This window comes from Pseudomonas sp. E6002 (assembly GCF_013385565.1).
GTDB lineage: Bacteria > Pseudomonadota > Gammaproteobacteria > Pseudomonadales > Pseudomonadaceae > Aquipseudomonas.
Genome location: NZ_JACAPT010000024.1, coordinates 1 through 25,094 on the forward strand (window position 1 = coordinate 1; position 25,094 = coordinate 25,094).

The window sequence follows — 25,094 nt, forward strand, 5'->3', positions numbered from 1 at the left end:
ACTACCCTGACACCGGGGGGTACTCAATCAATCAATCAATCAAACCACTCCCCCCGCTCAAGAAACGTATTCCGAATCATCTCCACCACCCACCCCACCTCCAGCGGATGCCGCACATCAGCACCCACCCCCATCCAGACCTGCCGCTGCATCCCCTCCAGAAACACCCCATCCAACGCCGTCAACCCACGATCAAAACAACTCATATACCGCGGCAACAACCCAATACACGCACTGCACCGAATCATCTCCAGCATCAGCGGATACGCTTCCACCCGCACTACCCCCGCCAGCCGCTGCTCCACCAGGCTATTCCACGGCCGCAGCGCCTCCACCTGCCGGTCCGGCTGCCACTGCACCAACATATAATCCGCAAGGTCTTCAATGCTGTCCGGCCGCACTGCCAACCGCGAATACCGCTTGGCAATATGCGGCGAATAATCCAACCGCGCCAACACCTCTGGCGCCCCAATGGCAAAACTCGGCCCCGCCCCCGGCGAATCCATCCCCGACAACCACACCACCACATCCGCATCCAGCGCCTGCAACCCCAACTCGCTGTCGATGGAAATGATCTCCAGCCGCACACTCGCATTGCGCCGCAACAGCGCAATCAGGTCCCGCCCCAGAATGTCATGCAGGATCGACTCGGCAACCGCCAGCCGAATCAACGGCTGCTCCAGCACCGGCAAGCGTCGCTCATGCGCCAGGGCAATCAACTGCGCCTGCAACTGCTGCCCTTCACGACTCAGGGCCAGGACATTGCCCTGATAGCTGAACAGCGAACGCCGCAGTTGCTCTTCCAGCTGCGCCAGGCGCTTGCGCAACTGCGTGGCCTTGATATTGAGGCTGCGAGCCGCCTGCATGAAACACCCACAGCGGGCGCTGATCAGGAAATACTGCGCCACCTCGGGCTCGATGGCGGCCGCCAGGGCCAGCCAGGCCTCGCGGGATTCGGTCGACGCACGATAAGGCGCGACGCCGTGGGGTACAGCCGGTTCAACAAATACCATGGGAGACTCCCTGTCTTGTGGGTACTGTGCATCCAATGCGGTGATACGGTTTTACTCCAGTACCTTGTTCAGCTCGGCGCCGTCGATACTCAAGGTCGCGGTATTGAGCATGCCTTCCAGGTAGGCCTTGGCAATCTGCTCCTGGCGTTGCGCACGCAAGGCCTCGGTCAAGCGGCCACGCAGTTCATCCAGCGTGGCGGTGCGCGCCGGTTGTTGCCCAGTGAGTTTGAGCACGTGAAAACCCGCCGCACTCTGCACCGGCTCCGACACCCCGCCCGTCTTGAGCCGCGCCACCACACCGCGCATTTCAGGCACCAGTTGCTGCAACGGCTGCATCCCGGCATCGCCACCGCGCCGGGCGCTGTCGGGGTCCTGGGAATACTGGCTGGCCAGGGCGGCAAACTCGCCTGGCGAGGCCTGCGCCTTGCGGCTCAACTCCTGGGCCTGGCGGCGCACATTGTCGACGGTTTGCGGGTCGCTCACGGCCAGGAAAATCTGGCTGACCTGGTACAACGGCGGCGTCACCCATTGTGCCTTGCCGCTGTCATAGGCTTGCTGCAATTCGGCGGCGCTGGGGTAATCCGTCGGCACCTGGCTGACCGACAACATGTAGTCGCGAAATACGATCTGCTCGGTGGCGGCGCGGGTCTGTTGCTCCACCTCCGGGCGCTGCCGCCAGCCCTGCGCATCTGCCTGTTCAAGCACGGCCTTTTGCGCCAGGCGTGAACGCAGCCAGGTTTCCAGGGCGCCACGGTTGCCACGCAGTTGCTCGCGGGTTTCCGCCGGCAAGGCGGCCAACACCGACTTGAGTTCGGCGAGGTCGATCTGCTGGTTGCCCAGGCGCGCCACCGCCGGCCCGTCCTTCACGGCCACCGGCGCCGGCTGCTGGGCTGCGACCGGGTCACTGCCCGGCCGCAGGCTCAACCCCACCGCGACCGCCAGCACCACCAGGGCGCCAGCGCCGACCACCAGGGCTGGTTTCTTCACAGTGCAGGCGCCTCTTCGCGCGCGTCGACAGCAGGCGCGGACCCGGCCTGGAGCTGCGCGGCTTGCTGGCTGTATTCACGCAGGTAGACGATGAATTCCTGCAGCAGGCGGTCCCACAATTCCAGCTGATTGCGCAAGTACGGCGCACCCACGCCGGCGGCCACCACGTCCATCTCCATCAGCAGGAACTCACCCTGCAACGACAACCGCGCAAAACGTCGGGAAGCGTTCCAGACCTGGGCCAGCCCCTCGGGCAATTCGCCCTGCACCCGCAGCGCGCAGCTGTAGGTGAAGTCCACATAGCTGCCCTGCTCTGCCGCCGGGTTGCCGAAACGCACGGCGAAGCCGATGCCCTGGCTTGCGCTGAGCAATTGCACGATGCCGTTCTGCTCGGTCTGGTTGACTCGGTAGCCGGCTTCCTGCAGCAGCTCGGTCAAGGCTTGCGGGGTCACGCTGGTGATCAGTTGTACGTCGCTCATAGGGGTATCTTCCTTGTCGATCAATGATTAGTGACGGTCTGTGGAGCATCGAACCGATTAAGGTAAAGGCCGTCACCAAAACCCTGGGCGAGTTCCTCGAACTTGACCCGGGTGCTGCTGGCGAACGGTTGGCGGATGCTCATCACGTCGGCCACGTCGATTTTTTCGTAGGCCGTCAGCAACTGCTGGGCCACGTCGTACATCTGTTGATTCTTGACTGAACATTGCTGCACTTGTGTGTCACGTTCCGTGAGTTGCGCCTGCAAACGTGCGCGCTCGGTTTCTTTGCCCCGGGCGATTACCAGCAAGTCTTCATAGGCTTTCTTGAACTTGCCCACCTGCTCATTGCTCGCGGCCACCTGGGCCTGGGCCTGGCTGTGCAGACTCTGTTGCTGGCCCACCAGTTGCTCGGCCACGCCACGGGTCTTTTCCAGTTCGGCGGTCAGTTGCTTGACCTGCGCCTGGGCCTGCTTGGCCTGGGTTTCGGCGGCGATGCGTGCGGCACTGGCTTGGGCCTGCTCGCTTTGCAGCGCCCGCAACTGCTGGGTGGTGCTGCGCAGCTGAGTGCGCAGGCGCTCCTCCATGCCTTCAGCCGAAGCGCCGGTGGTGACGAGCAGTAGAAGCAGGCCGCAAATTCGCGTGTTCATGAGCTTTCTCCGGCGCATCAGAAGCGCGTGTTGAGTTCCAGTTGCATGACATCCACTTCAAACGGCGCGCCATACACTTCGGAGGCGCTGAGCCAACGGGCACTGGCGTAGATGTTCTTGTCGAGGCCGTAGTTGGCACCGATGAAATAGCCCTTGGCGTTGGTGCCGCCGAGGTGGAACGAGGAGTCGTTGAAGCCGTCCGGCAAGGCATCCGGCTGGATGTATTTGTAGCCGGCCAGCACGTTCCAATCGCCCTTCTTGCGCATCTCCAGCGCACTGCCGAGGGTGAACTGCACCAGCAGCGCATTGCCGCCGCTTTCAAACTGGCCGTCGCTGTTGAGGTTGTTGACGATCTGGCCTTCGCTGCGCTTGAGCATCTCGCCCTTGTCGTAGGCCAGGTTGTGGATGAAGTTGGTCTGGCTGCGCAGCTTGAGGTCTTCCGGCAGCTCGCTGTCCCAGGCCAGGTTGAGGTCCAGCACGTTGAACTTGGACGCCAGGCCGACGAATTGCGGTTGCGGGGTCAGGCCAGGCGTTGCCGGGTTGGGGGTGATGTCCCGCAGCAGGAACACGCTGTTGCCCTTCTGCATGAAGGCCAGGCGCGTGCCATCGGTATCGCACGCCGGCTGGCCGGCCCACGGCGAGCAAGGGCTGGAGCGTTCGCCCTGGATATCGCCGAAGTGGTAGTAGGCCATCGAGCCCTTCAGGCTGTTGCTGCGGTTGATCTTCCAGTCGGCGCCGATCTGCCCGCCGAACAGCCATTTGTTTTCGCTCTCGTCCTTGTCGAAGCCGTTGGTGGTGGCGGTGTCGGGGCTGTATTCCACCGGGAACGCGCCGAGGGTGCCGAACAGGCCCCAGTCGCTGTTGAGCTTGTGGTTGAAGATCGCCGCCACACCGTCGAAGTTGAGGTCCCCGGAATACATCATGTCGGTGGAATAGAACGGGTTGGCAAAACGTCCGGCGGTCAGGGTCATGTAGTCGGTGGTCTTCCAGGTGAGGTAGCCCTGGTCGAGCCAGATGTCTTTCTTGCCGAAGCCGCCGCCCAGGGTCTGGGTGGTGGACACCGGGTTGTTGTCGTTGCCGGTGCCGAGGCGGATGCCGGCGGTCCATTCCGGCGAGATCACGGCTTTCATGCCCAGGCGGGCGCGCAGGCGGAACAGGTTCTCGCGGTCTTCGCGGGTGTTGAGCAGCGGCGGCAATTTGGTGTTGGTGTTCTTGTTCACGTCGTAGGGGCCGCTGTCGTTGAGCTTGGCGTAATCGACGATTTCATTGCTGTTGTTGCCCGAGAAATAGCGCGACTCATCCCGCAGGCGAATATCGCCGTCGAAGCTGATGCGCGAGACCCACTCCGGGAACGTGTTGGGCTGGGCCCAGTTTTCCTGCTTGGCGGTGGCCATGACCTCGGCCTTGACCTGGTCGCGAATCTGGTCGCGCACCGCTGCCGGCACGTACTGCACCCGCACATCGCCGGGGGCCGCAGTTGGACCTGCCGCTACTGCCGTGGCGGTGCTGGCCTGGCGTGCCTGCTGAGCCTCTTTTTCAGCCTGGGCGATCAGCCCGTCGGCCTGTTCCTGCTTGAGCACACCTTGCTGCACCAGCAGGCGGATCAGGTTGATCGTGGCGTTTTCCGAAGGCGCGGCGGCGGCCGTCGCCTGGCCGACCAGGGTCGCGATGACCATGCCGACCGCCAGGGTCAATCGATTCACGTGGGAAATCATCTGCACACAACTCCTGTAGAAAACTGCAAAAAAGGGTTCGATCAATCCGGGCGCCGGCCCTTGAGGGACAGGCGTACCGGCAGGGTCATTGAGGCGGGTGTGCGTTCCTTCAGCCGCGGTGTGGCACGCAATGCGGCCAGCACCTGGGCGTCGGTGTCGGCGTCGCCGCTGGACTTGGCCAGCTCCACGCGCGTCACCTCGCCGTCTGCGCTCAGCCACAGGTCGGCCTGCACCGTGTAGGCCTTCTTGCGCAGCTCCGGGTCTTCCCGCAGCAGGCGCTGGAACACCCCGGCCAGGTACTGCTTGAACGTCCCGGTGCCGAGCCCGCCACCACCGGAACCGGCCATGCCGCCGCCCTTGCCGGCACCGATGTTGAAACCGTCGGTACCGGACTGAGCGTCGCCGTCGATCTGCATCGGGTTGGCCAGGTCGTCTGCTGGCGAAGGCGGTGCCTCTTCCTCGGGCTTGACCTCGTCGGGGGTCGGCGTGGGTTCCGGCTCAGGGATTTTTTCCTGCACCTCGGGCTCCGGTTCCTTGGGTTTTTCCGGCGGCGGTGGTGGCGGTGGCGGCAACGGAATAATCGTCGGCACCTTGGGCGCTTCACGGCGCACGCCACTCATGTCATTGGCCCACTGCCAGAGAAACCAGGCAGCCACGGCGCCCAGCAGCAGGCCAATGCCCCACTTCAGCGGGCGCAATGGCGGCTTGTTCTTGAGGGGCGTCGGCGTGATCGGCATCTGTGCGGTCATGACTCAGCCCTGGCTCGGTTTGCCGGTGACCAGCCCGACCTGGGACAGCTCCAGGCGACGCAGCAGGTCGAGCACTTCGATGACCTTCTGGTACTGCACCATGGCGTCGCCGCGCACGATCACCGGGAAGTCCGGGTTCAGCGCTTTCTCGATGCGCAGGCGCTCTTCGAGTTCAGGCAAGGTCACCGGGTAAGCGTCGAGAAACACCTGGCCGCCATCGTTCACCGAGATGGCCTTGGTCTTGGCCTCGGACAGCGATACCGAAGCACTGGCCTTGGGCAGGTGGATCTGGATCCCCGAGACCTGGGCGGTGGCGGTGAGGATAAACATCACCAACACCACCATCAGCACGTCCACCAGGGGCGTGATGTTGATGCTGTCGACGGGTGCGTCATCGTCATCGTCGTGGGAGGCATTCACGGAAGCCATGCTGATTCTCCTCAGGCCGGGACGTGGGCGTGGTGGTCGCGACGGTGCGCCGCTTCACTGTGCTGGCTCTCGCCGTGCATCTCCGCCAGGCGGGTGATGAACTCGTCGACGAACACGCGCATGTCGGCGCTGACTTCCTTGTTGCGGGTAATCAGGCGGTTGTAGCCAAACAGCGCGGGGATCGCGACAAACAGGCCCATGGCCGTGGCCAGCAAGGCCGCCGCCATGCCCGGGGCGATGGCGTTGATGTTCACGTCGCCGGCCATCGCCGTGCCGAGGAACACCACCATGATCCCCAGCACGGTGCCGAGCAGGCCGATATACGGGCCACCGGCAATCGCGTTGGAGAGGGTCGACAGCTTGGCGCCGAGTTGCTGGTTTTCCCGGGTGCGCACGCCGTCCATGGAGCAGCGGATGGCTTCGATGGTGGCTGCCGAGACCGACGAGGTGTCGGCGCCCTGGGCGCGGCGAGTGCGGATTTCCTTGACCGCGACCCGGTACAGGCGCCACAGCGAGGAATGGGTCAGGCGCTCAGCCAGCAACGCGTCGTCGTAGTACATCTCCAGGCGCGTACCGATCTGTGCGAATTGCTCGCGGAAGATATCGTTGGCAGCACTCACGCGACTGACCTGGCGGTTCTTGCGGAGCATGATGAACCACGACTGGAACATCATCCCCACCAGCACCAGGATGATCACCCAGGCATCCACCGGCACCGCCTTGAGCAGGAACCCCAGGCTGCCGAAGCCGAAGCCCGACTGTTCTTCATCCACGCCATAGGCCACCAGTTTCGACTCGGCGCCCTGGGCCGTGGCATCGGCCAGCAACAGGGCTGCCGGGCGCGCGACCTTGGACAAGCGCAGTTCGTCCATGGCCCCGGTAAACGGCAGGTGCCCGCCGGCGGCTTCCGGCAAATCGGCACCGATGGCCAGTTGCGAATTGAACGCCGGCATCGCCACTGCGAGGGTCGCGGTCTCACGGCCGTTGACGTACAGCGAGACCTTGTCGCCCTCGGCGGTGAACGCCAGGTGCTGCCATTGGCCGGGGTTCAGCGGCTGGGTCGAGACGGCGCGCTGGCCGTCGATTTCAATAAACGGCATGCCCTGGTTCAAGCCCAGCAACAGGCTGTGGGCGCCCTCGCGACGGGCCACCACCACTTGCTCGCCGCTGGCCTGGTCGACCCGCAACCAGGCGCTGAAAGTGAAGGCGCCGCCCGCTGCGTGTTGCAGCGACGGGCTGGCTGGCAGCAGCAACGGCTGGCCACTGAACTGCAAGGCCCGGCCGATCACGCCGTCGATGCTCGCACCGGTGGCGTTTACGGCAGTGTTGCCGTAGGCCGTGGTGTCCCGGGGCGGCGTGCCGTTGGCGCCGTCGAAGTGGTAGAGCGCGGTGTAGTTCGGGTCGAAGGTCAACTGGCCGTTGGCGGTGGCCGGCGCCTTCTGGTTGCCGTAGTACATCCACAGGTCCTGGCGCTGGCCGCCTTCGACCTTGGGCACATCGACCCAGATCAGCGCCATGCCCATCAGCGGGTCGAAGCTTTCGATCTGGTGGTTGAACACGGTCTTGTCATCGGCGCTGACAAAGCGCAGGTCGGCGCCGTCGTCCTTGACCCCGTCAAAGCTGAAGTTGCCGGTGTGCAGGCGCACCAGCAACGCAGTGCGGCCCAGGGCCTGGCTGATGGCTGCGCCCTGGGAGGTGGTGTCCACCGTGATCTGTTTACGGTAGTGCCAATCGTCCTGCCACCAGGCATGGGCGGTGGCCGGGAGCGCGAAGCCCAGGCAGATCAACAGGCTCAGAAATAGGCGTTGCATGTCAGGAGTCTCCGAAAAAAGGGGTCAGAAAGTCGCCTGCACACTGAAGTGCAGTCGCGAGTCCTGTTTCTGGGTATTTGGGCCTTCAAGCAGCGGGTAGCCCCAATCCAGGCTGCCGGACAACCACTTGCTCAAACTGGCGCGGGTGCCGAGGCCGACACTGGCCAGGCTGTATTCGTCTTCCTGCTCGGGCAGCGGGTCATGCAGGCGCAGGCGTGCGCCTTCGGCAAACGCATAGAAGCGCCACTCCTGCACGTAGCTGCCGAGGAACTTGGCCAGGGACGGCGTGCGCAGCTCCTGGGACAACAGGTAGCCTTCGTCGCCGGTGCGCTCGGCGGCGAGATACCCGCGTACCGACGTAGCGCCGCCAGCGGAATATTGCTCGTTGGACACCAGCGGCCCCGAGGCCAGCTGGAAGCCGGCCTTGGACGCCGACTGCCAGTCGTTGCCGAAGGTGTAGGTGTAATTCAGGTCGCCCTTGAGCACCGCAAAACTCGGGCTGGCCTTGTCACGCTTGTACTGGAACTCCTCGGCGTCGCTGCCGTAGCCGAAGAACGCGCGGGTACCCACCACCAGGCTCAAGCCCAGCCCCAATTGCGACTGCTCGGTGTAGCGGTAGCCGTTGTAGCCGAAGGTCAGCGGTGCGTACTTGAGCGGGATATCGTCCGTGCTGCCGCCAAACTTCATCTGCTCCTTGAAGTCCTTGAAGTCGACCCCGGCAGAGAACGAATTGGCCCAATTGCCACTGGCCGGCAGGCTGTAGATCGCCGACACGCCGTAGGAATGGCCCTTGCCCAACACGTTGCTGCCGCCGATGGTGGCGATGTTGCTGTCGGACTGATAACCGGAGAACTGCAGGCTCCAGCGATCAGTCAGCGGCGCGGTGTAGGAGCCCGACCAGACCTTGGCGTTGTCGCTGTCCTGGGGTGCGGTGAAGTAGGTCAGGGAAATGCTGTGGCCCAGTTGCCAGAGGTTGTCGTAACCCAGGGTCGCGACGCTGCGCAGCTCCTTGGTGTCGGCGCTGTAGTCGTTGTTCAGGCCGAGGCTGGCGTGCCAGGGGTTCTGGTCTTCCACCTGCAGGTCGACGTCCATGGTGCCGGGGCGCTGGCCTTCGCGGACCAGCGGCGTGACCTGCCGCCCGGCGCTGCGATTGAGGCCGGCGAGTTGGGTTTGCACGCTGGTGAAATCCGGAACCGCGCCCTCCTTCAAGCCGGGTACTTCGTCGCGGATTTCCACCGGCGAATAGTGCTTGGCGCCGACCACGCGGACGCGCCCGACCTTGGTTTCGCTGACCTGCAGGTAGACGATTCCGTCATCGACCTTCTGCTCCGGCAGTTCGACGAACACCGACTGATAGCCGCGTGCCTGATAGATCTTCTGCAAGGCATCCCGGGCGCCTTCGATGTCGGCGAGGGTCTTTTGCGGGCCGAGAAACGGGTACACCGCCTCTTCGATCGCACGAGCGTCGAGCACGGTGTTGCCGCGCACGAAGTACTCGTTGACGTCCACCAGCCGTGCCGGAGGCTCGGGCTGGGTGCCCTGCTCTTCGGCCTGTAGCGGTTGCGCCAGTGCACCCAGCGTCAGCCAGCACAGCGCCAGCGTTGATTTGAACAGATGCTCCACACCGCCCCCTGGTTTACTCGAGATGATTGCCGTCGCCGTTTGCCCGGCGTTTGGCCAGTTCAATTGCTGGATATCGAGGTGTTGCCGTGCCGTGCGAGCCAGGTGTGCAGCAGGGCGAAGTTCAGGGAGAACTCCGGCATGTGCAGCAAGGCGCCACAGAACACTTCACCAATGATTTTCTGGATCAACTGCACCGCCTGCGGGTTGTTCAGGAACGTGGCGATGTCGCGTTGCAGGAGGTTGATGCCCCAGACTTTCTGGTTCAGGTCGAGGCCGACGAACCAGCGGAACAGCAGGTTGTAGTTGAGTTGTTCGTGCAGTTGCTGTTCGTTGGGGACTGAGTACAGGAGTTGCAGCAGCAGGATCTGCAAGACGGTCTGGGGGGCGATCTGGGTGCCGGGTTGGGCCTGGAGCAGGTCGCGGTGGAGGTCGAGGATGTCGTCGATCTGCGGGCGCAGCAAGACCAGTGAATGGCCTGCGGGGATGTAGCTGGAGACTTCCTTGAGCGCGCCTTGCCAGTCGTCCTGGGAGACGATCCATACCCACGGTGCGCCATAGCGGTAGACCGAGACCGGTTTTTTGCGTGCGGCTTCGACGATCTTTGACAGGCGCTGGTCGAGCTCCTGCATGCCGACTTTCGAGTAACGTTCCATAGTTCCCATTCGCCCCACTCCTGGCATCCTGCTTGCGGCTCTGACGTCGCCTTTTTTGGCGGTGTTGAGCGCGTTACATAGCCAAGACGGGGGTCGCTGGGGACTACCGAACTTTTGTCATAAAAGCTTCTTTTTTGGGCGGGGTGAGGTGGGCATATCCGTTGCTGCGGTCAGGGCTGGTATTGGTTCCGCGCTTACAGCGGCTCACTTTTGGAGTGTTGTGAAGCAAAATCAAAAGTTAAAGCGGGCACGGTTCAAATGTGGGAGCTGGCTTGCCTGCGATGGCATCGCCTCGGTGTATCTGAAAAACCGAGTTGTCTGCATCGCAGGCAAGCCAGCTCCCACAGAAAAGCAGAACCACGGAGTGCGGGCATGCCGAGCCTAGGCGAGGCACCGAGTGGTGGAGCAGAGACCTTTTGGTTACTTTTGGCTGGGCCGGCATTCCGGGCGTTTGCCAAAAGTGACCCGCTGTAAGAGCGGAACCATAAGCGGCCGTTACCGAAGAAACGGAGATGTACTCAAACCAAAGACCCCGGCAACGGCAACTCATAAGACTTCTTAACCGTCCTGACCACCAAAGTAGACGAATAAGTACGAATCGGAATATCCCGATAAATCTCTAAAAACCGATAGATATAATCAGTGTACTCAGTGGCATCCCGAAACTTCGCCACCATCACAAAATCAAACTCCCCGGTCAGCAGATAACAGTCCTGAATCTCCGGATGACTCGCCAGGATATGCTGCATCTTGCGGTCGATATCATTGCTGTCCCTATCAAGCTTGATCAGGAAGAACGCCGTAACCTGAATCCCAAGCTTGCGCTCATCCAGCACCGCCACCTTGGCCTTGATGATCCCGACACTCTCCAACCGCCTGATACGCCGGTAACAACTGGTTGAAGACAGCCCGACACTGTCACTCAACAACTCCAGACTCTGACTGCAATCCCTTTGCAATTTCCCCAGAATCTTCAAATCCATGGCATCTGTCATTTTTTCCATATCTTCCTTGAAAAAACTGCAATGAATCCACCGTAAACACCCACCAATTTGCACAAATCCTGCGCGGTGGCGCACTAACATCAATCCAGCTTAGCAGCCCAGCCAAATCAGGCACCGGGGCCGCATGAGAGGGATCTTATGATAGTCGCGAAACCGACATGGGCCACCGATATCCACGGCCTATTCAGCGCCCCCTACTGGATCCCCCAAGAGCAACGCGCCGCCGTCGCCGCCTCCTGGGTGGGCTGCATGAACGCCTACTTCGTATTCCTCGAAGACCCCGCCTCCGTCAAGACCTGGTCCGAAACCATCTACCAGCACCTGGCCTCCCGCAGCATGCCGCTGACCCTCGACCAGCAGCAGTTCTGGCCCATCGACGCGCTGGAAACCTTCAGGCTGTGGGTCAACCAGGGCTGGCGCCTCACTCCCGCCTCACCGTTCGACGAGGCAGAACGCATCCCCCCACCCGACCTGCCTCACCCGGTCAAACGCGTGCGCCAGGACATTCGCGCACTGACACAGGAACAACTGAACCTGTACCGCTCACGCCTCGATGACGTAATGCAGGTGGCCAACGCCGACAGCGGCTCCCCGTGGCAGCGTTACGCCTATATCCACACCAACTGGTGCCTGCATTACCAGGAAGCGTTTGCCCTGTGGCACCGGGCCTATCTGCTGTACCTGGAAGCGCTGATCGACTGCCCCATCCCCTACTGGGACTGGATGGCCGAAGACGCCAGTGTCGACGGCAGCCCCCAGGCCGGCTTGCCCCAGGCGTTTCTCGATGAAACCTACGTGCACCCGCACACCGGCGAGGTTCGCCCTAATCCGTTGCGCTACGCCGCTGCCAAGGACGGCTGTTCGAAGGTCTGTGAAAAGGCCAGCATCCCGGGTGTGGACTGCCGCTTCGTGCAACGCAACCCGCTGTTCTACACCCGGGGCGAAACGCAGCGCGTCGAACGCACCCAGTTGTACGGCATGAGCCGGATTTTCCAGCAACAGGTGGTCGATGCCCTGAAGTTCAACACCTTCAGCCAGCCCCAGGGCGTGCCAGGTTATCCCTGGGCGAACATCCCGGTGTTTGATCCCCCCCAGGAAGATGACCTGTACCCCAACCGTGCGCTGAATTTCGACGGGCTCTACGAGCAGCCCCACGACAACTATCACGGCTGGATCGGCTGCGACATGGCCGACAACGCCTACACCGCGTTCGACCCGGTGTTCAGCTCCTACCACGCCAATATCGACCGGATGCTGGAGGTCTGGATCCGCGCCCATCCGGCAGCGCAGTACACCACCCAGTGCCTGCTCCAGCCGTTTGCCGGCAGCGAGGCCGACGATGTCACCTTCACCAGTGCCGACGCCTGGCGCTACACCACCCTGGGGGACATGGCCCAGGACAGTCGGCATATCGGCTATGACTACGGTGTGCCCGTCGCACCGCCCTTTGGCACCCGCCGCCCGGCCGCAAAAGCCTGCTGCCAGCAAAGTTCGACGCCGATGCAAGCGCAGGAACAAACCGCAAGCCTGGGCCCGTGGGTGGTGTTCGACCATGTGCGCTGCACCCACGACACCTACCTGATCGACGTATTCCTCAACCAGCCCGACGCCACGCCGCAGCAGGTGAGCGCCGACAATCCGCACTATGTCGGGCGCTTCAGTCGCATCGGCATGGGCCTGGTGGATGACAAAGGCCGCTGCATCACCCATGGCGTATCACGCGCGCTGAATGCCGCGCGCACTGCTGCCGCATTGAACCTTCGCCCCACTGACACCACGCAGTTATCCGTGGTGGTGACCCATCTCGATAGTGCCCGGGTGTTGACGCCGCAAGAGTACGCGCCGCTGCCTGGCTTTATCGCCCAACTGGTGTGGGACGACCCGCGCCAAACCGTCGCCGGCCCTGCTCCCAGTGCCGGTTGCTGCTCCGTTTCCACCACAACAACACCTGGAGAATCGACATGAGCACACCCTTCAAACAATTCACCTCTCCCGCCGGGCAAGCTCCCAAGGACTACAACAAGCTGGGCCTGGAAAACCAGTTGCCGCAGTTTGAAACCGACTGGAACAACGACCTCACCGGCTGGACCCAGTCTGCGATCATCGGCAACCCGTGGTCGGGCCTCAATGACGCGCCGCGCTCGGGCTATTACAACCCACTGGTGGAAGGTTACGGCCCCACCACGCCGCCGGCGATTACCTGGGCGCCCTTCCCCAATCGGCTGTGGACGTTTTTCTATAACAACGGCACGGCGGTGATTCCACAGTTGGGCGGCAAGGCCATGTCCATGCAACAGGTGATGGAGCTGACCGACAACGGCCAGATTACGATCAACAATACCCTGTACATGCTCTACGACCCGAACAAGCAAGGCACCCTGCTGCAACTCCCCGTCACTCGCTGCCCGAGCATCGACTGGCAAGGCAAGTACAAGGATTTCTCGCCTTCGGGCCCCCGTGGCTGGCTTGACGAATATTGCGAGTGGTCCATCGTGCGCGATGCCGACGGCAACATGCGCAAGATCACCTTCACTTGCGAAAACCCGGCGTATTTCCTGGCCATGTGGCGCATCGATCCGACTGCTGTACTGGGGCTGTATCGCGACTACATCGACCCGCAGGTGCAACTCGAAGACCTGTACCTGCGCTACACCGCCGACTGCCCGACCGGTAAGGCCGGCGACCCGGTCATCGACCCCACCACCGGTCAACCGGCCTACGACACCGTCAACAAATGGAACGCCGGCACCGCCTGTGTGCCAGGCCAGTACGGCGGTGCGATGCACCTGACCTCCGGCCCCAACACCCTGAGCGCCGAGGTGTACCTGGCTGCCGCGGCGACCATCCTGCGGCCATTGAGCAGCAGCCAGAATTCCCAGGCGTTGATCTGCTGCGCGCAATACGGGCAGAACTACCGCAACTCCGATCCGCATATCGGTTTCTCGGCCAACAGCGTGGCAGTGAACAACCGGCTGTCGCTGACCAACCCCATCGGCTTGTACCTGCAACAACCCACCGACTTCTCGGCGTGGAAAGGCCCCCAGGGCCAGGATGTCAGCCAGTACTGGAAAATCACCCGTGGCACCGCCAAATCCGCCGCCAACGGCTCCGACCAGATTCTGCAAGCGGTGTTTGAAGTGCCGGTCAGCGCCGGGTTCTCGATAAACGACATCACCATCAGCGGCCAGCCGATCGACTACGTGTGGGTGATTGCCCAGCAGTTGCTGGTGGGCCTGAGTGTGACAACCACGCCCATCAGCCCGACGCCGGATTCCTGCCCGTGCGTGACGGACCGGGTCAACGGTGTGCAACCCTGGCCGGTACAGCTGTTGCCGCTGGACCTGTTCTACGGGCAGTCACCCACCGACCTGCCGGCCTGGCTGGCACCCGGCACCAGCGGGCAGTTTGCCCTGGTGGTACAAGGCGCCGACCTCAAGACCACCGCCGAGACGGCGCGGGTGCAATTCTCCAATCCTGGGGTGACGGCGCAGGTCACAAAGTTCCTGCCGGATGCCTCGGCCATCCCCGGGCAAACCAACTCCGGTGGCACCCAGGGCTACCTGCTGACCATCACCGTAAGCCCCACTGCCGCACCGGGGCTGGTGACAGTGCGCGCCCTCAACCCGGGCGAAGCCGATAATCCCAGCGCGGCGGAACACCCATGGGAATCCGGATTGGCGCTGGTGCCTGGCGCCTGACTGATACAGCCCATCAGCCGCACCCACCCAGGGTGCGGCTTTACCTGCTTGCAAGGAGCGCGATGATGTCCAGGTTACGCTTGAGTGTTTTATCGCTGCTGACCAGTGTGGTGCTGAGCCTGTTCGCCATGCAGGCCGCCTACGCATCCCCCACTTCCGACGCCGACGCTTGCGTGCAGCAACAGTTGGTGTTCAACCCGAAAAGCGGCGGCTTCCTGCCGATCAACAACTTCAACGCCACCGGCCAGAGCTTCATGAATTGCTTTGGCTGGCAGTTGTTCATTGCCCTGAACTGGCCGGTGAATCCCGGTTGGCCAGCCACACCTGCCCTCGCGGGGGAGCCGGACATGAACAGTACCCTGGCGCAATTCGGCGTACCGACTGCCTCCGGGCAGCCGATGAGCGTGGCGCCGGTATGGGCCAGCTACAAGGACGCCAACGATATCTTCCTGCCCGGCGCGCCCGCGCCCACCGGCTGGGGCGTGCAAACCCTGGTGCCGTCCAATTGCAGCACCCAGGGCAGCCTCAGGGCGATGTCGGTGGGGACGCGCAAGTTCATGACCGCCACCTCCGAAAGCGCGATCAACGCGCGGCATGGGTTTCACCTGTCCAGCGGCACCCTGGCCTCGATTCCGGACCCGATCATGGAAGCCTCCGGCGGCTGGCTGACGGACCAGTCGCAGAACCTGGTGTTTTTTGAACGCAAGGTGGGCAAGGCCGAGTTCGACTACATCGTCAGCAAAGGGCTGTACGACGCGGCCAACCAGCTGAAAGTCGCGCAGAACCTCGACAACCAGAACCCCGGCGGGCTGTCCTTGCCCATCGGTGAACCCATGCGCTCGCTGCCGCCCAACCCGGTGCCGCAGGAGCAACTGGGAGCTCTGGAGGTCAAGGCAGCATGGCGAATCCTCACCGGCAAACCCGAGCTCTACGGACGTTACCTGACCACCGTCGCCTGGCTCAAAAACCCGGCCACCTTGCAGTGCACCCAGCAGGTGGTGGGCCTGGTGGGCCTGCATATCATCAACAAGACCCAGGCCTCGCCCAACTTCATCTGGACCACCTTCGAGCAAGTGGACAACGTGCCGGAACCCAACCAGGTGCCGCCACAACAAACGCCGCCCGACAGCTTTGCCTTCAACAACCCGAACTGCGGCACCGGCCCCGAATGCACGCCGAACGTGGCGCGTATCCAGTGCAAGCAGCAGCATCCGGACCGCGACTGCACCGAGCCGTTTCCACGGGACCAACCCGTGCAGACCACCCGGGAACATCCGCTGCCCACTGAACTGCAGGCGCTTAACGGCGCGGTGCAGGCCAATTTCGCCCAGCAGAGCCAGGGCAAGTCGGTGTTCCAGTACTACAAACTGATCAACGTACTCTGGACCCTCACCCCCAACCCGCCCACCCAGCCGGAACCGGGTGTCAGTGCGCAAGTGCCGCTGTCCTACGGGCCATTTATCAGCCAGGGCAACGTACCGGTGGCCAACACCACCCTGGAGACCTACGTCCAGGGCGATAACTGCAATGCCTGTCATCAGTACGCGACCATCGCCGGCAGCTCGACCCTGGCCTCGGACTTTTCGTTCCTGTTCAACAGTGCCGATTCGGCCAGCAAGAAAAGCCTGGTCAAGCGCGTAAAAGCCTTCCAGACCCTCAAGGACAGTTCACCCTGAACTCGACTGTTCAGACCGCTGCTCAAGGTTTCTCGGTGCTGTAAGGCCTTGAGCATTTGGTCCTTGCGCTAGCTCCTGCTGGTTAAAAGAGGCGCCCCTTATCAAGTAACGCCCGAAATGTCCGACAGCCCCCCGCATCTACCCGGTAAGACCGCTCTCGAGGGATATCGTGTGACCACCCGCCGGCCACTCATGACTTTTGGTAAAGAGTCCTTTTCGGATTCAGCGGTTTTTCCGAAGGAACGAGAGGCCGATACTCGACTCCATTGTTCACATCACTTCAGGAGTCACTCATGTCCATTCCCGCATTCGGCCTCGGCACGTTCCGCCTGCAAGGCCAGGTCGTCATCGACTCCGTCAGCACCGGCCTGGAGCTGGGCTATCGCGTCATCGACACCGCACAAATCTACGAAAACGAAGCCGACGTCGGCCAGGCCATCGCCGACAGCGGCATCCCACGGGACGAGCTGTTCATCACCAGCAAGATCTGGATCGCCAACTTCGCCGAAGGCCAGCTGATTCCCAGCCTCAAGGAAAGCCTGCGCAAACTCCAGACCGACTACCTGGACCTGACCCTGATCCACTGGCCATCGCCGGAAGACCAGGTACCGGTCGCCGAGTTCATGGGCCAGTTGCTGGAAGCCAAGCGCCAGGGCCTGACCCGCCAGATCGGTATTTCCAACTTCACCGTCGACCTGATGAAGCAGGCAATTGCCGCCGTCGGTGCCGAGCACATCGCGACCAACCAGGTGGAACTGCACCCGTACCTGCAAAACCGCACCGTGGCGGAGTTTGCCAAGGCCCATGGCATCCAAATCACTTCCTACATGACCCTGGCCTACGGCGAAGTGCTGAAGGACCCGGTGATCCAGCAGATCGCCGAACGTCATCAGGCAACCCCGGCGCAAGTGACCCTGGCGTGGGCCATGCAACTGGGCTACGCGGTGATCCCGTCGTCGACCAAGCGCGCCAACCTGGCCAGCAACCTCAAGGCTCTGGACCTGACCCTGAGTGACGCTGACATGGCGCAGATCGCCGCCCTGGAGCGTGGCCATCGGCTGACCAGCCCCAAAGGCATCGCGCCGAACTGGGACTAAGCCGCAGGGCTGCCGGACAACTCTCGCAGCCACGGCAACACCCGCAACCCGTCGGTGGCTGACGGCGGGTCGATGATGTCCATGAAGTGTTCGAGGTTGATGCTGTCCGGCGTACCCGGCAGACGCACCAGCAGGGTTGGTGCGGCGGCCGGCGTGCCCAGTTCGCGGATATCGTAGACCAGCACATGGCGAATCTGCGGGTGCTGTTCCTGGAAGGCCAGCACCCCGCCGTCGCTGTCTGCCAGCCCGGCGTTGATGATCAGCACATCGAACGGCCTGGCCGGAATCGCCGTGAGGATCCGCACTTCTTCGAAGGTCTGCACCGGAACGATGCGGTAGTAGCCCAGTTGGTTGAGCATTTTTTCGATGTACAGTCGTTGCAGATGCTGTTCATCGGCGATCAGGAGGGTCAGTGCTTTGTTTGGCATGGCGAACACCTGAGCAAGAAGCGCTCGTGAAGGACTGGACGCACTATTTTCCAGACATATTCCGAAGACTAAATAAGGCTTGTTCCACCTTCACGTAGGAGTTGTCCCAAACAGCTCAATACCCCTCCGCACCGGTCAAGTCTGATTGCAATACCCCGACAGCGCGTGGTGCAGGTGCGCGAGCGCTTCATCCATGCCATCGACGGCACTGGCCAATTCGTCGCGGGCCTGACGTTCACAAACGCTTTCCAATACCTCGCAGCAAACCATCAGTGCATGGGCCTTGACCATCTTTGCCCCGCCCTTGGTGCGATGGGCCAGGTCATGCAGGCCGGCAAAGTCTGCCTTGCGTTGCAGGTTCACCAGCTGCCCATGGTCTGCCTCAAGGCTGTCGAGCAAGGGCGCCAGCAGCTCCTTCACCGCGTCGATATCCCCGCCGGTCAGTTTCTCAAGGTGGCTCAAGTCAAAGTCTGCCGCCAGTTCATCCGTGGTGCCGGGCGCCACCGAAGGTGTGGCCGTGCGCCGCGCCAGGGCCGCATGCAAATCCTCAAGCCCGGTGGGTTTGAACAGGCAGCCATCCATGCCCGCCTGCCGGCAGCGCTCGGCTTCCTCGGGCTGGGCGTTGGCGGTAAACCCCAGCAACAGGCACGGCGCCAGGCCACGCTCGCTCTCCAGGGTGCGGATATCCCGCGCCAACTCATAACCGTCCTTGAACGGCATATTGCAGTCGGTAATCACCCCGTCAAAATGCCCGGACAGCCACAACTCAAGCCCCTCGACGCCATCTTCGGCGGTGGTGATCCGGTGCCCCAGGAAGCTCAATTGCCGGGCCAGCAGCAGCCGGTTGGCCGGGTAGTCATCCACCACCAGAATGTTCAGCGCGTGGGCCGGCGGAGTTTCCACGGCAACCGGTACGGGCGGCATCAGCGTGGTGTCGGCGACTGCCAGCTCCAGGGTGACATCCACCCGAGTGCCCTGCCCCAGCAGGCTGCTCAATTGCAATTGTCCCCCCATCATCTCGCACAGGTTGCGGCTGATGACCAGGCCCAGGCCCGAACCGCTGCGCGCCGATTGCGCAGTGTTGCTGCCCTGGATAAACGGGTTGAACAGACGCTTCTGGTCTTCGACACTGATGCCGATGCCGGTGTCTTCCACCCACAGCCTGAGGTTCAAGTAGCCGCTGGCAATCGCCGACGAGCCGGACGCGCCAAGCCGCACCCGGCCGTGAGGGGTGAACTTGATCGCGTTGCTCAAAAGGTTCGACACCACTTGCTTGAAGCGCATCGGGTCCACCAGCACGTACCGATCAATCAGCGGGTCGAGTTCCACCTGCAGTACCAGGCCCCTGGCCCGCGCCAGCCCTTCGAAAACCCGCGCCACCGACGCCAGCAACTCGTGCAGGTTCGAAGGCTCGAGGGTCAGGGACAGGTGGCCCGATTCTATACGCGCGATATCGAGGATATCGCCGATCAATTCCAGCATGCCCCGTGACGCATCGGCGGCCACCTCCAGCGCATCGCGGTCGGCCCGGTTCTGCTCGGCGGCTTTCAGGGCCAGTTCGATCATGCCGATCACGGCGTTCATGGGCGTGCGGATTTCATGGCTCATGGTCGCGAGAAACGTGGTCTTGGCGCGGTTGGCCGCGTCGGCATCCTCCTTGGCCTCCTGCAACTGGCCGAGCAATTGCTGCCTTTCACTGACATCCACCCAGCCGGCGATCATGCCCACCACCTGCTCATTACCGTCGCGGTACGGCAGCATCCAGTGGTAGATGGTCAGGACCGCACCGCCCGGCACCTTGAGCACGCGGTCCTGGATCTGTGGCTCGCCCCGCTCCATCAAGCGCAGGAAATCCTGATGAAAAGACTCGGCCTGGGGGCGATTGCCGGTGTCGGTCTCGACCACGGTTTTACCGGTCACGTCCTCCAGCTTGAAACCGAACACATCAAGGTAAGCGCTATTGCACGCCATCAGCCGGCCCAGGCGATCACGCACATAAATCGGATGGGGTGTGCCGTCGATCAGCACGCCCATAAAGCGCATCTGATCACTCAGCGCTCGTTCGGCCTCGACGCGCTTGCGTATCAGCTGACGCAGATAAATCGCCCAGCCGAGGGTGATCAGCAACAGCAGCGCCGCCAGGCTGAAACCTTGAATAATCGCATTGCGGTGCCGCGCCCAGTAGCTGTCTTCAACCAATACCTCGCTACGCCAGTGGCCAGCCAATTCGTCCATTTCCTGGGGCGTAATACTCAGCAGCGCCTTGTCGAGGATCGAATACAACTCCAGTTGGCTGCGGTTGACGCCAAAGGCTATACGGGCCGGCTCGGACCCGACCGTGCTGGTGATCCGCAACCGGTCACGGTACTCGCGGGCAATCATGTAGCGGGCGCTGATCAAGGTATTGACGGCGGCATCGGCACCGCCATCGGCCACCAGCTCCATGCCGTGTTCGGGGTTCTCGACGTCCACGAACTTGATGCTCGGATAGTCCTGGGCGATGCCCTCCTGCAGGCTATTGCTGCCAATCAGCGCCAGGCGCTTGCCGGCCATGTCTTCCAGGGTAAGGGGGCTGCCGTCATCAATGCGACTGACCAACACAAACGGATTGGTCAGGTAAGGCCGGGTAATGCGTACCTTGTCCGTGCGCTCGACGCTGGGGGTGACCACCGCGATCATGTCTGCACCACCGGTGTTGACCCTGTCGATTTGCCGGAGCATCGAGGTGCCGGGAATGAAGTCAAACTTCAATCCCGTGCGCAAGCTGATGCGGGCCAGCACCTCGGCGCTCAACCCTTCGAACGCGCCCTGCTTGTCGATAAATGAAACCGGCAGAAACTTGTCGAGTACAGCGACCTTGATCCTCGGGTTCTTGTCCAGCCAACGCTGTTCACTGGCACTCAAGCGCAGCCGGTCCGCCCCCAGGAACCCCAGGTTGCCGGCACTCCAGCGCCGCAGGATTTCCATCTGCTCGCTGACCGGGATCACCGCCAGTGCCGCATTGATGATCGACAGCAAGCGCGCGTTGTCCCGGGAAAATGCAAACGCGAAGGGATTGACCTCAAGTGACGAGAAGTCGGCCATGCGGACGTTGTTCAGGTGGTTCCTGTTGATCAGGTAGTTGGTGCTGATTGCATCGCCGAGGTAAACATCTGCATGGCCGAACGCAACCGCGCCGATGGCCTCGAAGGTTGAAGGGAACAGCTGGATCCGGGCATTGGGGTAAAACGCCTGCACCGCGTCAGGCTGCATGTAGTGATAAAACATCGCCACACGTTTATCGGCCAGGTCGCTGCTCAGGCCCTGGCTGTCACCCGTGCGGGTGACCAGGGTCGGTTGATCCATGGCATAGGAGCGCGAGAGCACCAGCTGCGGGTCTGCCGCCTCGTAGCCATTGGCAGATCCCACAAAATCCACCTCGCCACGCTTGAGCGCGGTGACGACTTCATCACGATTGTCGTAGCGGCGCACTTCTATCGTGATGTTCAGCGCATCGGCGATCAGCGACGCGTAATCCGCCGTAATCCCCTCGAGTTCATCGCTGGTGCTCAACTCGAATGGTGCGTAGTCGGGCCCAGAGATCCCCATCAACAACCGGCGCCGTTCGCGCAGCCAGCTCCACTGCGTTTCATGCAGCCGTACGGCGGGCGTTTCAATGACGGAATGCCCCAACAGATACAGGGTGCGCGGCTCGCCAAGCGCCAGGCCTTGTGTGCAGAGCGCGCCCAGCAGCACACTTGCGCTGAGCCACAAGACCCGAAAGTTGATCATTTCAGATCAGATGATTGCGCTGGGCGAACTTGGACAAATGCACCACCGACGACATCCGCAGTTTCTCCTTCAGTCGGGTTTTATAAGTGCTGATGGTCTTGTGGCTGAGCAACATGTCCTCGGCAATTTCCTTGTTACCCAACCCCAGCGCCAGCTTCTGCAGTACGGTCAGCTCGCGGTCGGAAAGCTCTGCCACCAGGTCCTGCTCGGTGGATTGCAAATCGTCGCGGCGCACCGAGCTGGTGGGCAGGCTCGGAAAGCAGCTGTAGTTGGACATCACGGCCTTGATCGCTTTTTGCAGCTCATCCAGCTCGCCGGTCTTGGCGACAAACCCCATCGCGCCGGCACGCATGCAGCGGGTGGAAAAAAACACCGCCAGGTAGGACGTCAGCACCAGGATCTTGCACGGCAGGCCCAGCGCCTTGATCCGGCTGATCACCTCCAGGCCACCCAGCTTCGGCATCGCCAGGTCGAGGATGATCAGTTCGGGGCGTTCCTCCCGGGCAATCTGCATGGCATCGGCGCCGTTGCCGGCCTCGAAGATCGTGTCGAAGCCTTCCTGCTTCAGCAGATAGCGGACGGTTGCGCGGATAAATGGATGGTCATCCACGATTAAAGCTTTGCTCATAAGGCTCCCCTGGGAGGATTCAGTACCGTTACACATCACACGGGACCTATCTACCTGTGAGAAATGACAGTTCCGACGAACGGAACTGAACAGTCCTACAAGCAGCAGTCGGGTCCCTCCATTTGAACAGCGCATAACCCTAGGTAGGCGGCACCTGCGTGCCTGGCTAGTCGCAAGCGCGCAACCTTACCAATGGAACGGCGTAACAACTGAAGGGATAGTCCCAGCTGTATGTAGGACTTTTCCTCACCATAAGCATAGTAAAGAGCCGGTCCCGGGGGCGCCAAGGCGGCCTAGTCGGTGGTACTCGGACTCCAGAACGCTTGCACCACGAGGGCTGAAGTGGAAATACGGGCCACCAGCGCATCCAGTTCGTCACCGTCTACCGAGGTCACGGCCAGCGTCGCCTCGATTTCCACCTCTTCAGGACCAAAGGGACGTACGTCCACATCACTGGCCGGGTAGTTGCAGCGAGCAAGTTCGGCTTCGAGCAAGGCCAATACCGCCTTCTGCTGGGTACGCCGGGCCACCACATACAGAATGTTGGTCACCTCGGCCGACACCACGTCCAGTGGCTGGCGGTTGATGTTATTGACGATCGGGCGCAGCAGCGTGTTGGCCGCCAGCACAAACAGCGTACCGAGCAGCGCTTCGAGGATCAGGTCGGCACCGGCACAGGCACCCACCGCCGCCGACGCCCAGAGCGTGGCCGCAGTATTCAGGCCGCGCACGTTGCCTTCTTCACGCATGATCACACCGGCACCGAGAAAACCGATGCCCGAGACCACATAGGCCACGACCCGCACCGCACCTTCGGCGCCGCCCAGGCGGTTGGCCATGTCGACGAAAATCGCCGCTCCCACCGCCACCAGCACGTTGGTGCGCAGCCCCGCCGTGCGCTGGCGGTACTGACGCTCAAACCCGATCAGGCCACCGAGAATGAAGGCCGCGGTGAGGCTGACCAGCGTGTCGATCAGCGAGTTGAGGTTGATGTTGTTGATTGCTTGCATAGGCGTCTTCCCTATTCATTACCAGCCAAACTTACGCGAGGAAACCTTCGGCCAGGTACGACCATCCTGGGCCGTGATTGAGTCACGGGCACGACAGGACAGGCCCGCCCGTCGCAAACGACAGGCGCGTCCGCAGTACCGCGATGCAAGGCATCACGTACTGTTAGCGTCGATGAGAGGGAATTCGGAATCGGGCCAGGACTGGCCGCCATCGAAATGCCGCTTCTCGCTTCTGGGCGAGACAACGGCATCGGAAAAATGCGCGTTATCTTGCCAAGTATGTGCCGGTTATCGAGACCGGCCGACGACTGTCACTCGAACAAGTACCCACTGAGGGTCTCCGCTATTGATGAAAACGCGCGAAGCTTACGCTCCGAATTAATGAGAGTAAACCGTAGGAAAATTTACCCGATGGGTTTGGGCAGGTTCTTCAGGGAGGGTTCAGGTACGCACCACTGCGCAGCTATCCCCCCCGTAGCAGCTGTCGAGCCCAAGCGAGGCTGCGTCGGCCACACTGCGATCATCAAGCCAGACACTCCAACCAGTCGCGCCGAACGCAGCCTCTCCCAGGCTCGACAGCTGCTACGCAGAAGACGGTCGATCACGCTCCACCAGCGCCAAATACTCATTGATCGCCCCACCCGCCAACGCCTTCACCTGAATGGAAACCCGATTCACCTGCCGCCCCATCTCGATGCCATCCCGAGTCCGCACCTGAACATACCCAAGCCGGGGCCAGAACCGCTCAGCCTTGACGTTCCCCACCACCACCGTCAACCGCAACCAGCGTGCGCCCAGGCTCACTACCCAATCCTGGAAATCGGCATGCAACTGCCGCGCAAAACCGCTGCCATGCAACGGCGTGGCCACCAACAGCAACCCGATATGCCAAACCCCGACCGCCAACAGATCCGACGCCACATTCACCACCGCAACCAACTGCCCTTCGGCATTGCGGTAGCCAATCCAATACATCCGCGTGTAGCTCCAGGTACCAGGCAGTTGAAGAGTCAACTCATCTCGCGCCTCCGTGGGTGAGGCTGGCTCACCGTTGACCGCGAGAAAATATTCCGGGGCTGCTTCGAAAAAGCGCTGCAACTCGGCTTCATCCTCAAGGGTCAGCTCAACCACCCGAATGCCCGCTATCGAACTGCGCGGCAACTCCCCTGCTTCAACAACATCCATGTTCACCGCCCCTCAATCATCCCGCGTCAGTACTTCCAGCAACTCAATCTCAAACCGCAAATTACTGTTGGGCGTGATATGCGCCCCCATCGAGCGCTCGCCGTAGGCCAGGTGCGCCGGCACGAACAACGTGCGAATGCCGCCAACTTTCATGCCCATCAGACCCTGGTCCCAGCCCTTGATCACGCGACCGGTGCCGATCACGCATTGAAACGGCTTGCCGCGTTCCCATGAGGAGTCGAACACCGTGCCGTCTTCCAGAGTGCCGGTGTATTGCGTGGTGATCAGGGCGCCTTTGACCACGGTTTTGCCGTCGCCGAGGCGGATGTCGGTGATTTCCAGTTCGGTGCTCATCGTATTCTCTCGTTGTCAAAGCAGCGGGTGCAGGTTGATTGATGATAGCGAGCCACCCTTTGCGATAATTCAGTAATTGCAAAAAGCTAGCGACACTTTACGTTTTCAAAATAAGGAATGCCGATACGGACTGCCTG

The 25,094-nt window shown here is 62.0% G+C and carries 21 protein-coding genes; 4 read left to right on the plus strand and 17 right to left on the minus strand.

Annotated features, from left to right (window positions below):
• Positions 1–35: 35 nt before the first annotated feature.
• The 11 genes from HX815_RS19930 to HX815_RS19980 all read right to left on the minus strand — a co-directional run bounded on the left by HX815_RS19930 (position 36) and on the right by HX815_RS19980 (position 11,089).
• The gene (locus HX815_RS19930) at positions 36–1,013 is read right to left on the minus strand and encodes a LysR family transcriptional regulator (RefSeq protein WP_177021677.1); all 978 of its coding nucleotides are present in this window, start codon (positions 1,011–1,013) and stop codon (positions 36–38) included.
• Positions 1,014–1,064: 51 nt separating this feature from the next.
• Complete coding sequence (locus HX815_RS19935; RefSeq protein WP_177028759.1) at positions 1,065–2,000, minus strand: peptidylprolyl isomerase; 936 nt, start codon at positions 1,998–2,000, stop codon at positions 1,065–1,067.
• Positions 1,997–2,479: a YbjN domain-containing protein gene (locus HX815_RS19940; RefSeq protein ID WP_134326873.1), complete on the minus strand. Its 483-nt coding sequence runs from the start codon at positions 2,477–2,479 to the stop codon at positions 1,997–1,999. Before HX815_RS19940 ends, HX815_RS19935 begins: the two co-directional genes overlap by 4 nt.
• A 20-nt stretch (positions 2,480–2,499) precedes the next feature.
• Positions 2,500–3,126 (minus strand): DNA repair protein, encoded by a 627-nt coding sequence (locus tag HX815_RS19945; protein ID WP_177028760.1) that lies wholly within the window; start codon positions 3,124–3,126, stop codon positions 2,500–2,502.
• A 17-nt stretch (positions 3,127–3,143) separates the two neighbouring features.
• Positions 3,144–4,841 (minus strand): putative porin, encoded by a 1,698-nt coding sequence (locus tag HX815_RS19950; protein WP_177028761.1) that lies wholly within the window; start codon positions 4,839–4,841, stop codon positions 3,144–3,146.
• A 41-nt stretch (positions 4,842–4,882) separates the two neighbouring features.
• The gene (locus HX815_RS19955; protein WP_177009737.1) at positions 4,883–5,590 is read right to left on the minus strand and encodes an energy transducer TonB; all 708 of its coding nucleotides are present in this window, start codon (positions 5,588–5,590) and stop codon (positions 4,883–4,885) included.
• Positions 5,591–5,593: 3 nt separating this feature from the next.
• On the minus strand, positions 5,594–6,019 hold the full coding sequence (locus HX815_RS19960) for a biopolymer transporter ExbD (RefSeq protein WP_003211540.1): 426 nt from the start codon (positions 6,017–6,019) through the stop codon (positions 5,594–5,596).
• 11 nt (positions 6,020–6,030) lie between these two features.
• Positions 6,031–7,830: a DUF2341 domain-containing protein gene (locus HX815_RS19965; protein WP_177009738.1), complete on the minus strand. Its 1,800-nt coding sequence runs from the start codon at positions 7,828–7,830 to the stop codon at positions 6,031–6,033.
• A 24-nt stretch (positions 7,831–7,854) separates the two neighbouring features.
• On the minus strand, positions 7,855–9,453 hold the full coding sequence (locus HX815_RS19970) for a ShlB/FhaC/HecB family hemolysin secretion/activation protein (protein WP_008430334.1): 1,599 nt from the start codon (positions 9,451–9,453) through the stop codon (positions 7,855–7,857).
• 59 nt (positions 9,454–9,512) lie between these two features.
• On the minus strand, positions 9,513–10,106 hold the full coding sequence (locus HX815_RS19975) for a transposase (RefSeq protein ID WP_087694077.1): 594 nt from the start codon (positions 10,104–10,106) through the stop codon (positions 9,513–9,515).
• 518 nt (positions 10,107–10,624) lie between these two features.
• On the minus strand, positions 10,625–11,089 hold the full coding sequence (locus HX815_RS19980; RefSeq protein ID WP_032899475.1) for an Lrp/AsnC family transcriptional regulator: 465 nt from the start codon (positions 11,087–11,089) through the stop codon (positions 10,625–10,627).
• A 159-nt stretch (positions 11,090–11,248) separates the two neighbouring features.
• Here HX815_RS19980 and HX815_RS19985 point away from each other — a divergent pair, with 159 nt between their 5' ends.
• The 4 genes from HX815_RS19985 to dkgB all read left to right on the plus strand — a co-directional run bounded on the left by HX815_RS19985 (position 11,249) and on the right by dkgB (position 17,581).
• On the plus strand, positions 11,249–13,075 hold the full coding sequence (locus tag HX815_RS19985; RefSeq protein ID WP_177028762.1) for a tyrosinase family protein: 1,827 nt from the start codon (positions 11,249–11,251) through the stop codon (positions 13,073–13,075).
• Positions 13,072–14,808, plus strand: a complete 1,737-nt coding sequence (locus HX815_RS19990) for a hypothetical protein (protein ID WP_102606333.1) — start codon at positions 13,072–13,074, stop codon at positions 14,806–14,808. Before HX815_RS19985 ends, HX815_RS19990 begins: the two co-directional genes overlap by 4 nt.
• Before the next feature lie 65 nt (positions 14,809–14,873).
• Positions 14,874–16,484, plus strand: a complete 1,611-nt coding sequence (locus HX815_RS19995; RefSeq protein WP_177028763.1) for a hypothetical protein — start codon at positions 14,874–14,876, stop codon at positions 16,482–16,484.
• A 293-nt stretch (positions 16,485–16,777) separates the two neighbouring features.
• Positions 16,778–17,581 carry a 2,5-didehydrogluconate reductase DkgB gene (gene dkgB / locus HX815_RS20000; RefSeq protein ID WP_003211554.1) on the plus strand — a complete coding sequence of 268 codons (804 nt, stop codon included), beginning with the start codon at positions 16,778–16,780 and terminating at the stop codon, positions 17,579–17,581.
• Here the strand turns inward: dkgB and HX815_RS20005 are convergent.
• The 6 genes from HX815_RS20005 to HX815_RS20030 form a co-directional block, all read right to left on the minus strand.
• Positions 17,578–18,009, minus strand: a complete 432-nt coding sequence (locus HX815_RS20005) for a hypothetical protein (RefSeq protein WP_003211555.1) — start codon at positions 18,007–18,009, stop codon at positions 17,578–17,580. The genes dkgB and HX815_RS20005 overlap by 4 nt on opposite strands.
• A 135-nt stretch (positions 18,010–18,144) precedes the next feature.
• Positions 18,145–21,780, minus strand: a complete 3,636-nt coding sequence (locus HX815_RS20010; RefSeq protein WP_177028764.1) for a transporter substrate-binding domain-containing protein — start codon at positions 21,778–21,780, stop codon at positions 18,145–18,147.
• A gap of 1 nt (position 21,781) precedes the next feature.
• Positions 21,782–22,408 (minus strand): response regulator transcription factor, encoded by a 627-nt coding sequence (locus tag HX815_RS20015; protein WP_003211560.1) that lies wholly within the window; start codon positions 22,406–22,408, stop codon positions 21,782–21,784.
• Positions 22,409–22,701: 293 nt separating this feature from the next.
• The gene (locus HX815_RS20020) at positions 22,702–23,418 is read right to left on the minus strand and encodes an MgtC/SapB family protein (protein WP_003211562.1); all 717 of its coding nucleotides are present in this window, start codon (positions 23,416–23,418) and stop codon (positions 22,702–22,704) included.
• Positions 23,419–24,000: 582 nt separating this feature from the next.
• Positions 24,001–24,603 (minus strand): GNAT family N-acetyltransferase, encoded by a 603-nt coding sequence (locus HX815_RS20025; protein ID WP_102369368.1) that lies wholly within the window; start codon positions 24,601–24,603, stop codon positions 24,001–24,003.
• A gap of 12 nt (positions 24,604–24,615) precedes the next feature.
• Positions 24,616–24,957: an FKBP-type peptidyl-prolyl cis-trans isomerase gene (locus HX815_RS20030; protein ID WP_003211564.1), complete on the minus strand. Its 342-nt coding sequence runs from the start codon at positions 24,955–24,957 to the stop codon at positions 24,616–24,618.
• Positions 24,958–25,094 lie beyond the last annotated feature (137 nt).

Excerpts from the sequence above, each read along its gene's own strand:
- HX815_RS19950 (WP_177028761.1), bottom strand. The coding sequence starts at position 4,841 with ATGATTTCCCACGTGAATCGATTGACCCTGGCGGTCGGCATGGTCATC.
- HX815_RS20005 (WP_003211555.1), bottom strand. The coding sequence starts at position 18,009 with ATGCCAAACAAAGCACTGACCCTCCTGATCGCCGATGAACAGCATCTG.
- dkgB (WP_003211554.1), top strand. The coding sequence starts at position 16,778 with ATGTCCATTCCCGCATTCGGCCTCGGCACGTTCCGCCTGCAAGGCCAG.
- HX815_RS19960 (WP_003211540.1), bottom strand. The coding sequence starts at position 6,019 with ATGGCTTCCGTGAATGCCTCCCACGACGATGACGATGACGCACCCGTC.
- HX815_RS20025 (WP_102369368.1), bottom strand. The coding sequence starts at position 24,603 with ATGGATGTTGTTGAAGCAGGGGAGTTGCCGCGCAGTTCGATAGCGGGC.
- HX815_RS19995 (WP_177028763.1), top strand. The coding sequence starts at position 14,874 with ATGTCCAGGTTACGCTTGAGTGTTTTATCGCTGCTGACCAGTGTGGTG.
- HX815_RS19930 (WP_177021677.1), bottom strand. The coding sequence starts at position 1,013 with ATGGTATTTGTTGAACCGGCTGTACCCCACGGCGTCGCGCCTTATCGT.
- HX815_RS19940 (WP_134326873.1), bottom strand. The coding sequence starts at position 2,479 with ATGAGCGACGTACAACTGATCACCAGCGTGACCCCGCAAGCCTTGACC.
- HX815_RS19965 (WP_177009738.1), bottom strand. The coding sequence starts at position 7,830 with ATGCAACGCCTATTTCTGAGCCTGTTGATCTGCCTGGGCTTCGCGCTC.
- HX815_RS19975 (WP_087694077.1), bottom strand. The coding sequence starts at position 10,106 with ATGGAACGTTACTCGAAAGTCGGCATGCAGGAGCTCGACCAGCGCCTG.
- HX815_RS19985 (WP_177028762.1), top strand. The coding sequence starts at position 11,249 with ATGATAGTCGCGAAACCGACATGGGCCACCGATATCCACGGCCTATTC.
- HX815_RS20010 (WP_177028764.1), bottom strand. The coding sequence starts at position 21,780 with ATGATCAACTTTCGGGTCTTGTGGCTCAGCGCAAGTGTGCTGCTGGGC.
- HX815_RS20030 (WP_003211564.1), bottom strand. The coding sequence starts at position 24,957 with ATGAGCACCGAACTGGAAATCACCGACATCCGCCTCGGCGACGGCAAA.
- HX815_RS19990 (WP_102606333.1), top strand. The coding sequence starts at position 13,072 with ATGAGCACACCCTTCAAACAATTCACCTCTCCCGCCGGGCAAGCTCCC.
- HX815_RS19945 (WP_177028760.1), bottom strand. The coding sequence starts at position 3,126 with ATGAACACGCGAATTTGCGGCCTGCTTCTACTGCTCGTCACCACCGGC.
- HX815_RS19980 (WP_032899475.1), bottom strand. The coding sequence starts at position 11,089 with ATGGATTTGAAGATTCTGGGGAAATTGCAAAGGGATTGCAGTCAGAGT.
- HX815_RS20015 (WP_003211560.1), bottom strand. The coding sequence starts at position 22,408 with ATGAGCAAAGCTTTAATCGTGGATGACCATCCATTTATCCGCGCAACC.
- HX815_RS20020 (WP_003211562.1), bottom strand. The coding sequence starts at position 23,418 with ATGCAAGCAATCAACAACATCAACCTCAACTCGCTGATCGACACGCTG.
- HX815_RS19955 (WP_177009737.1), bottom strand. The coding sequence starts at position 5,590 with ATGACCGCACAGATGCCGATCACGCCGACGCCCCTCAAGAACAAGCCG.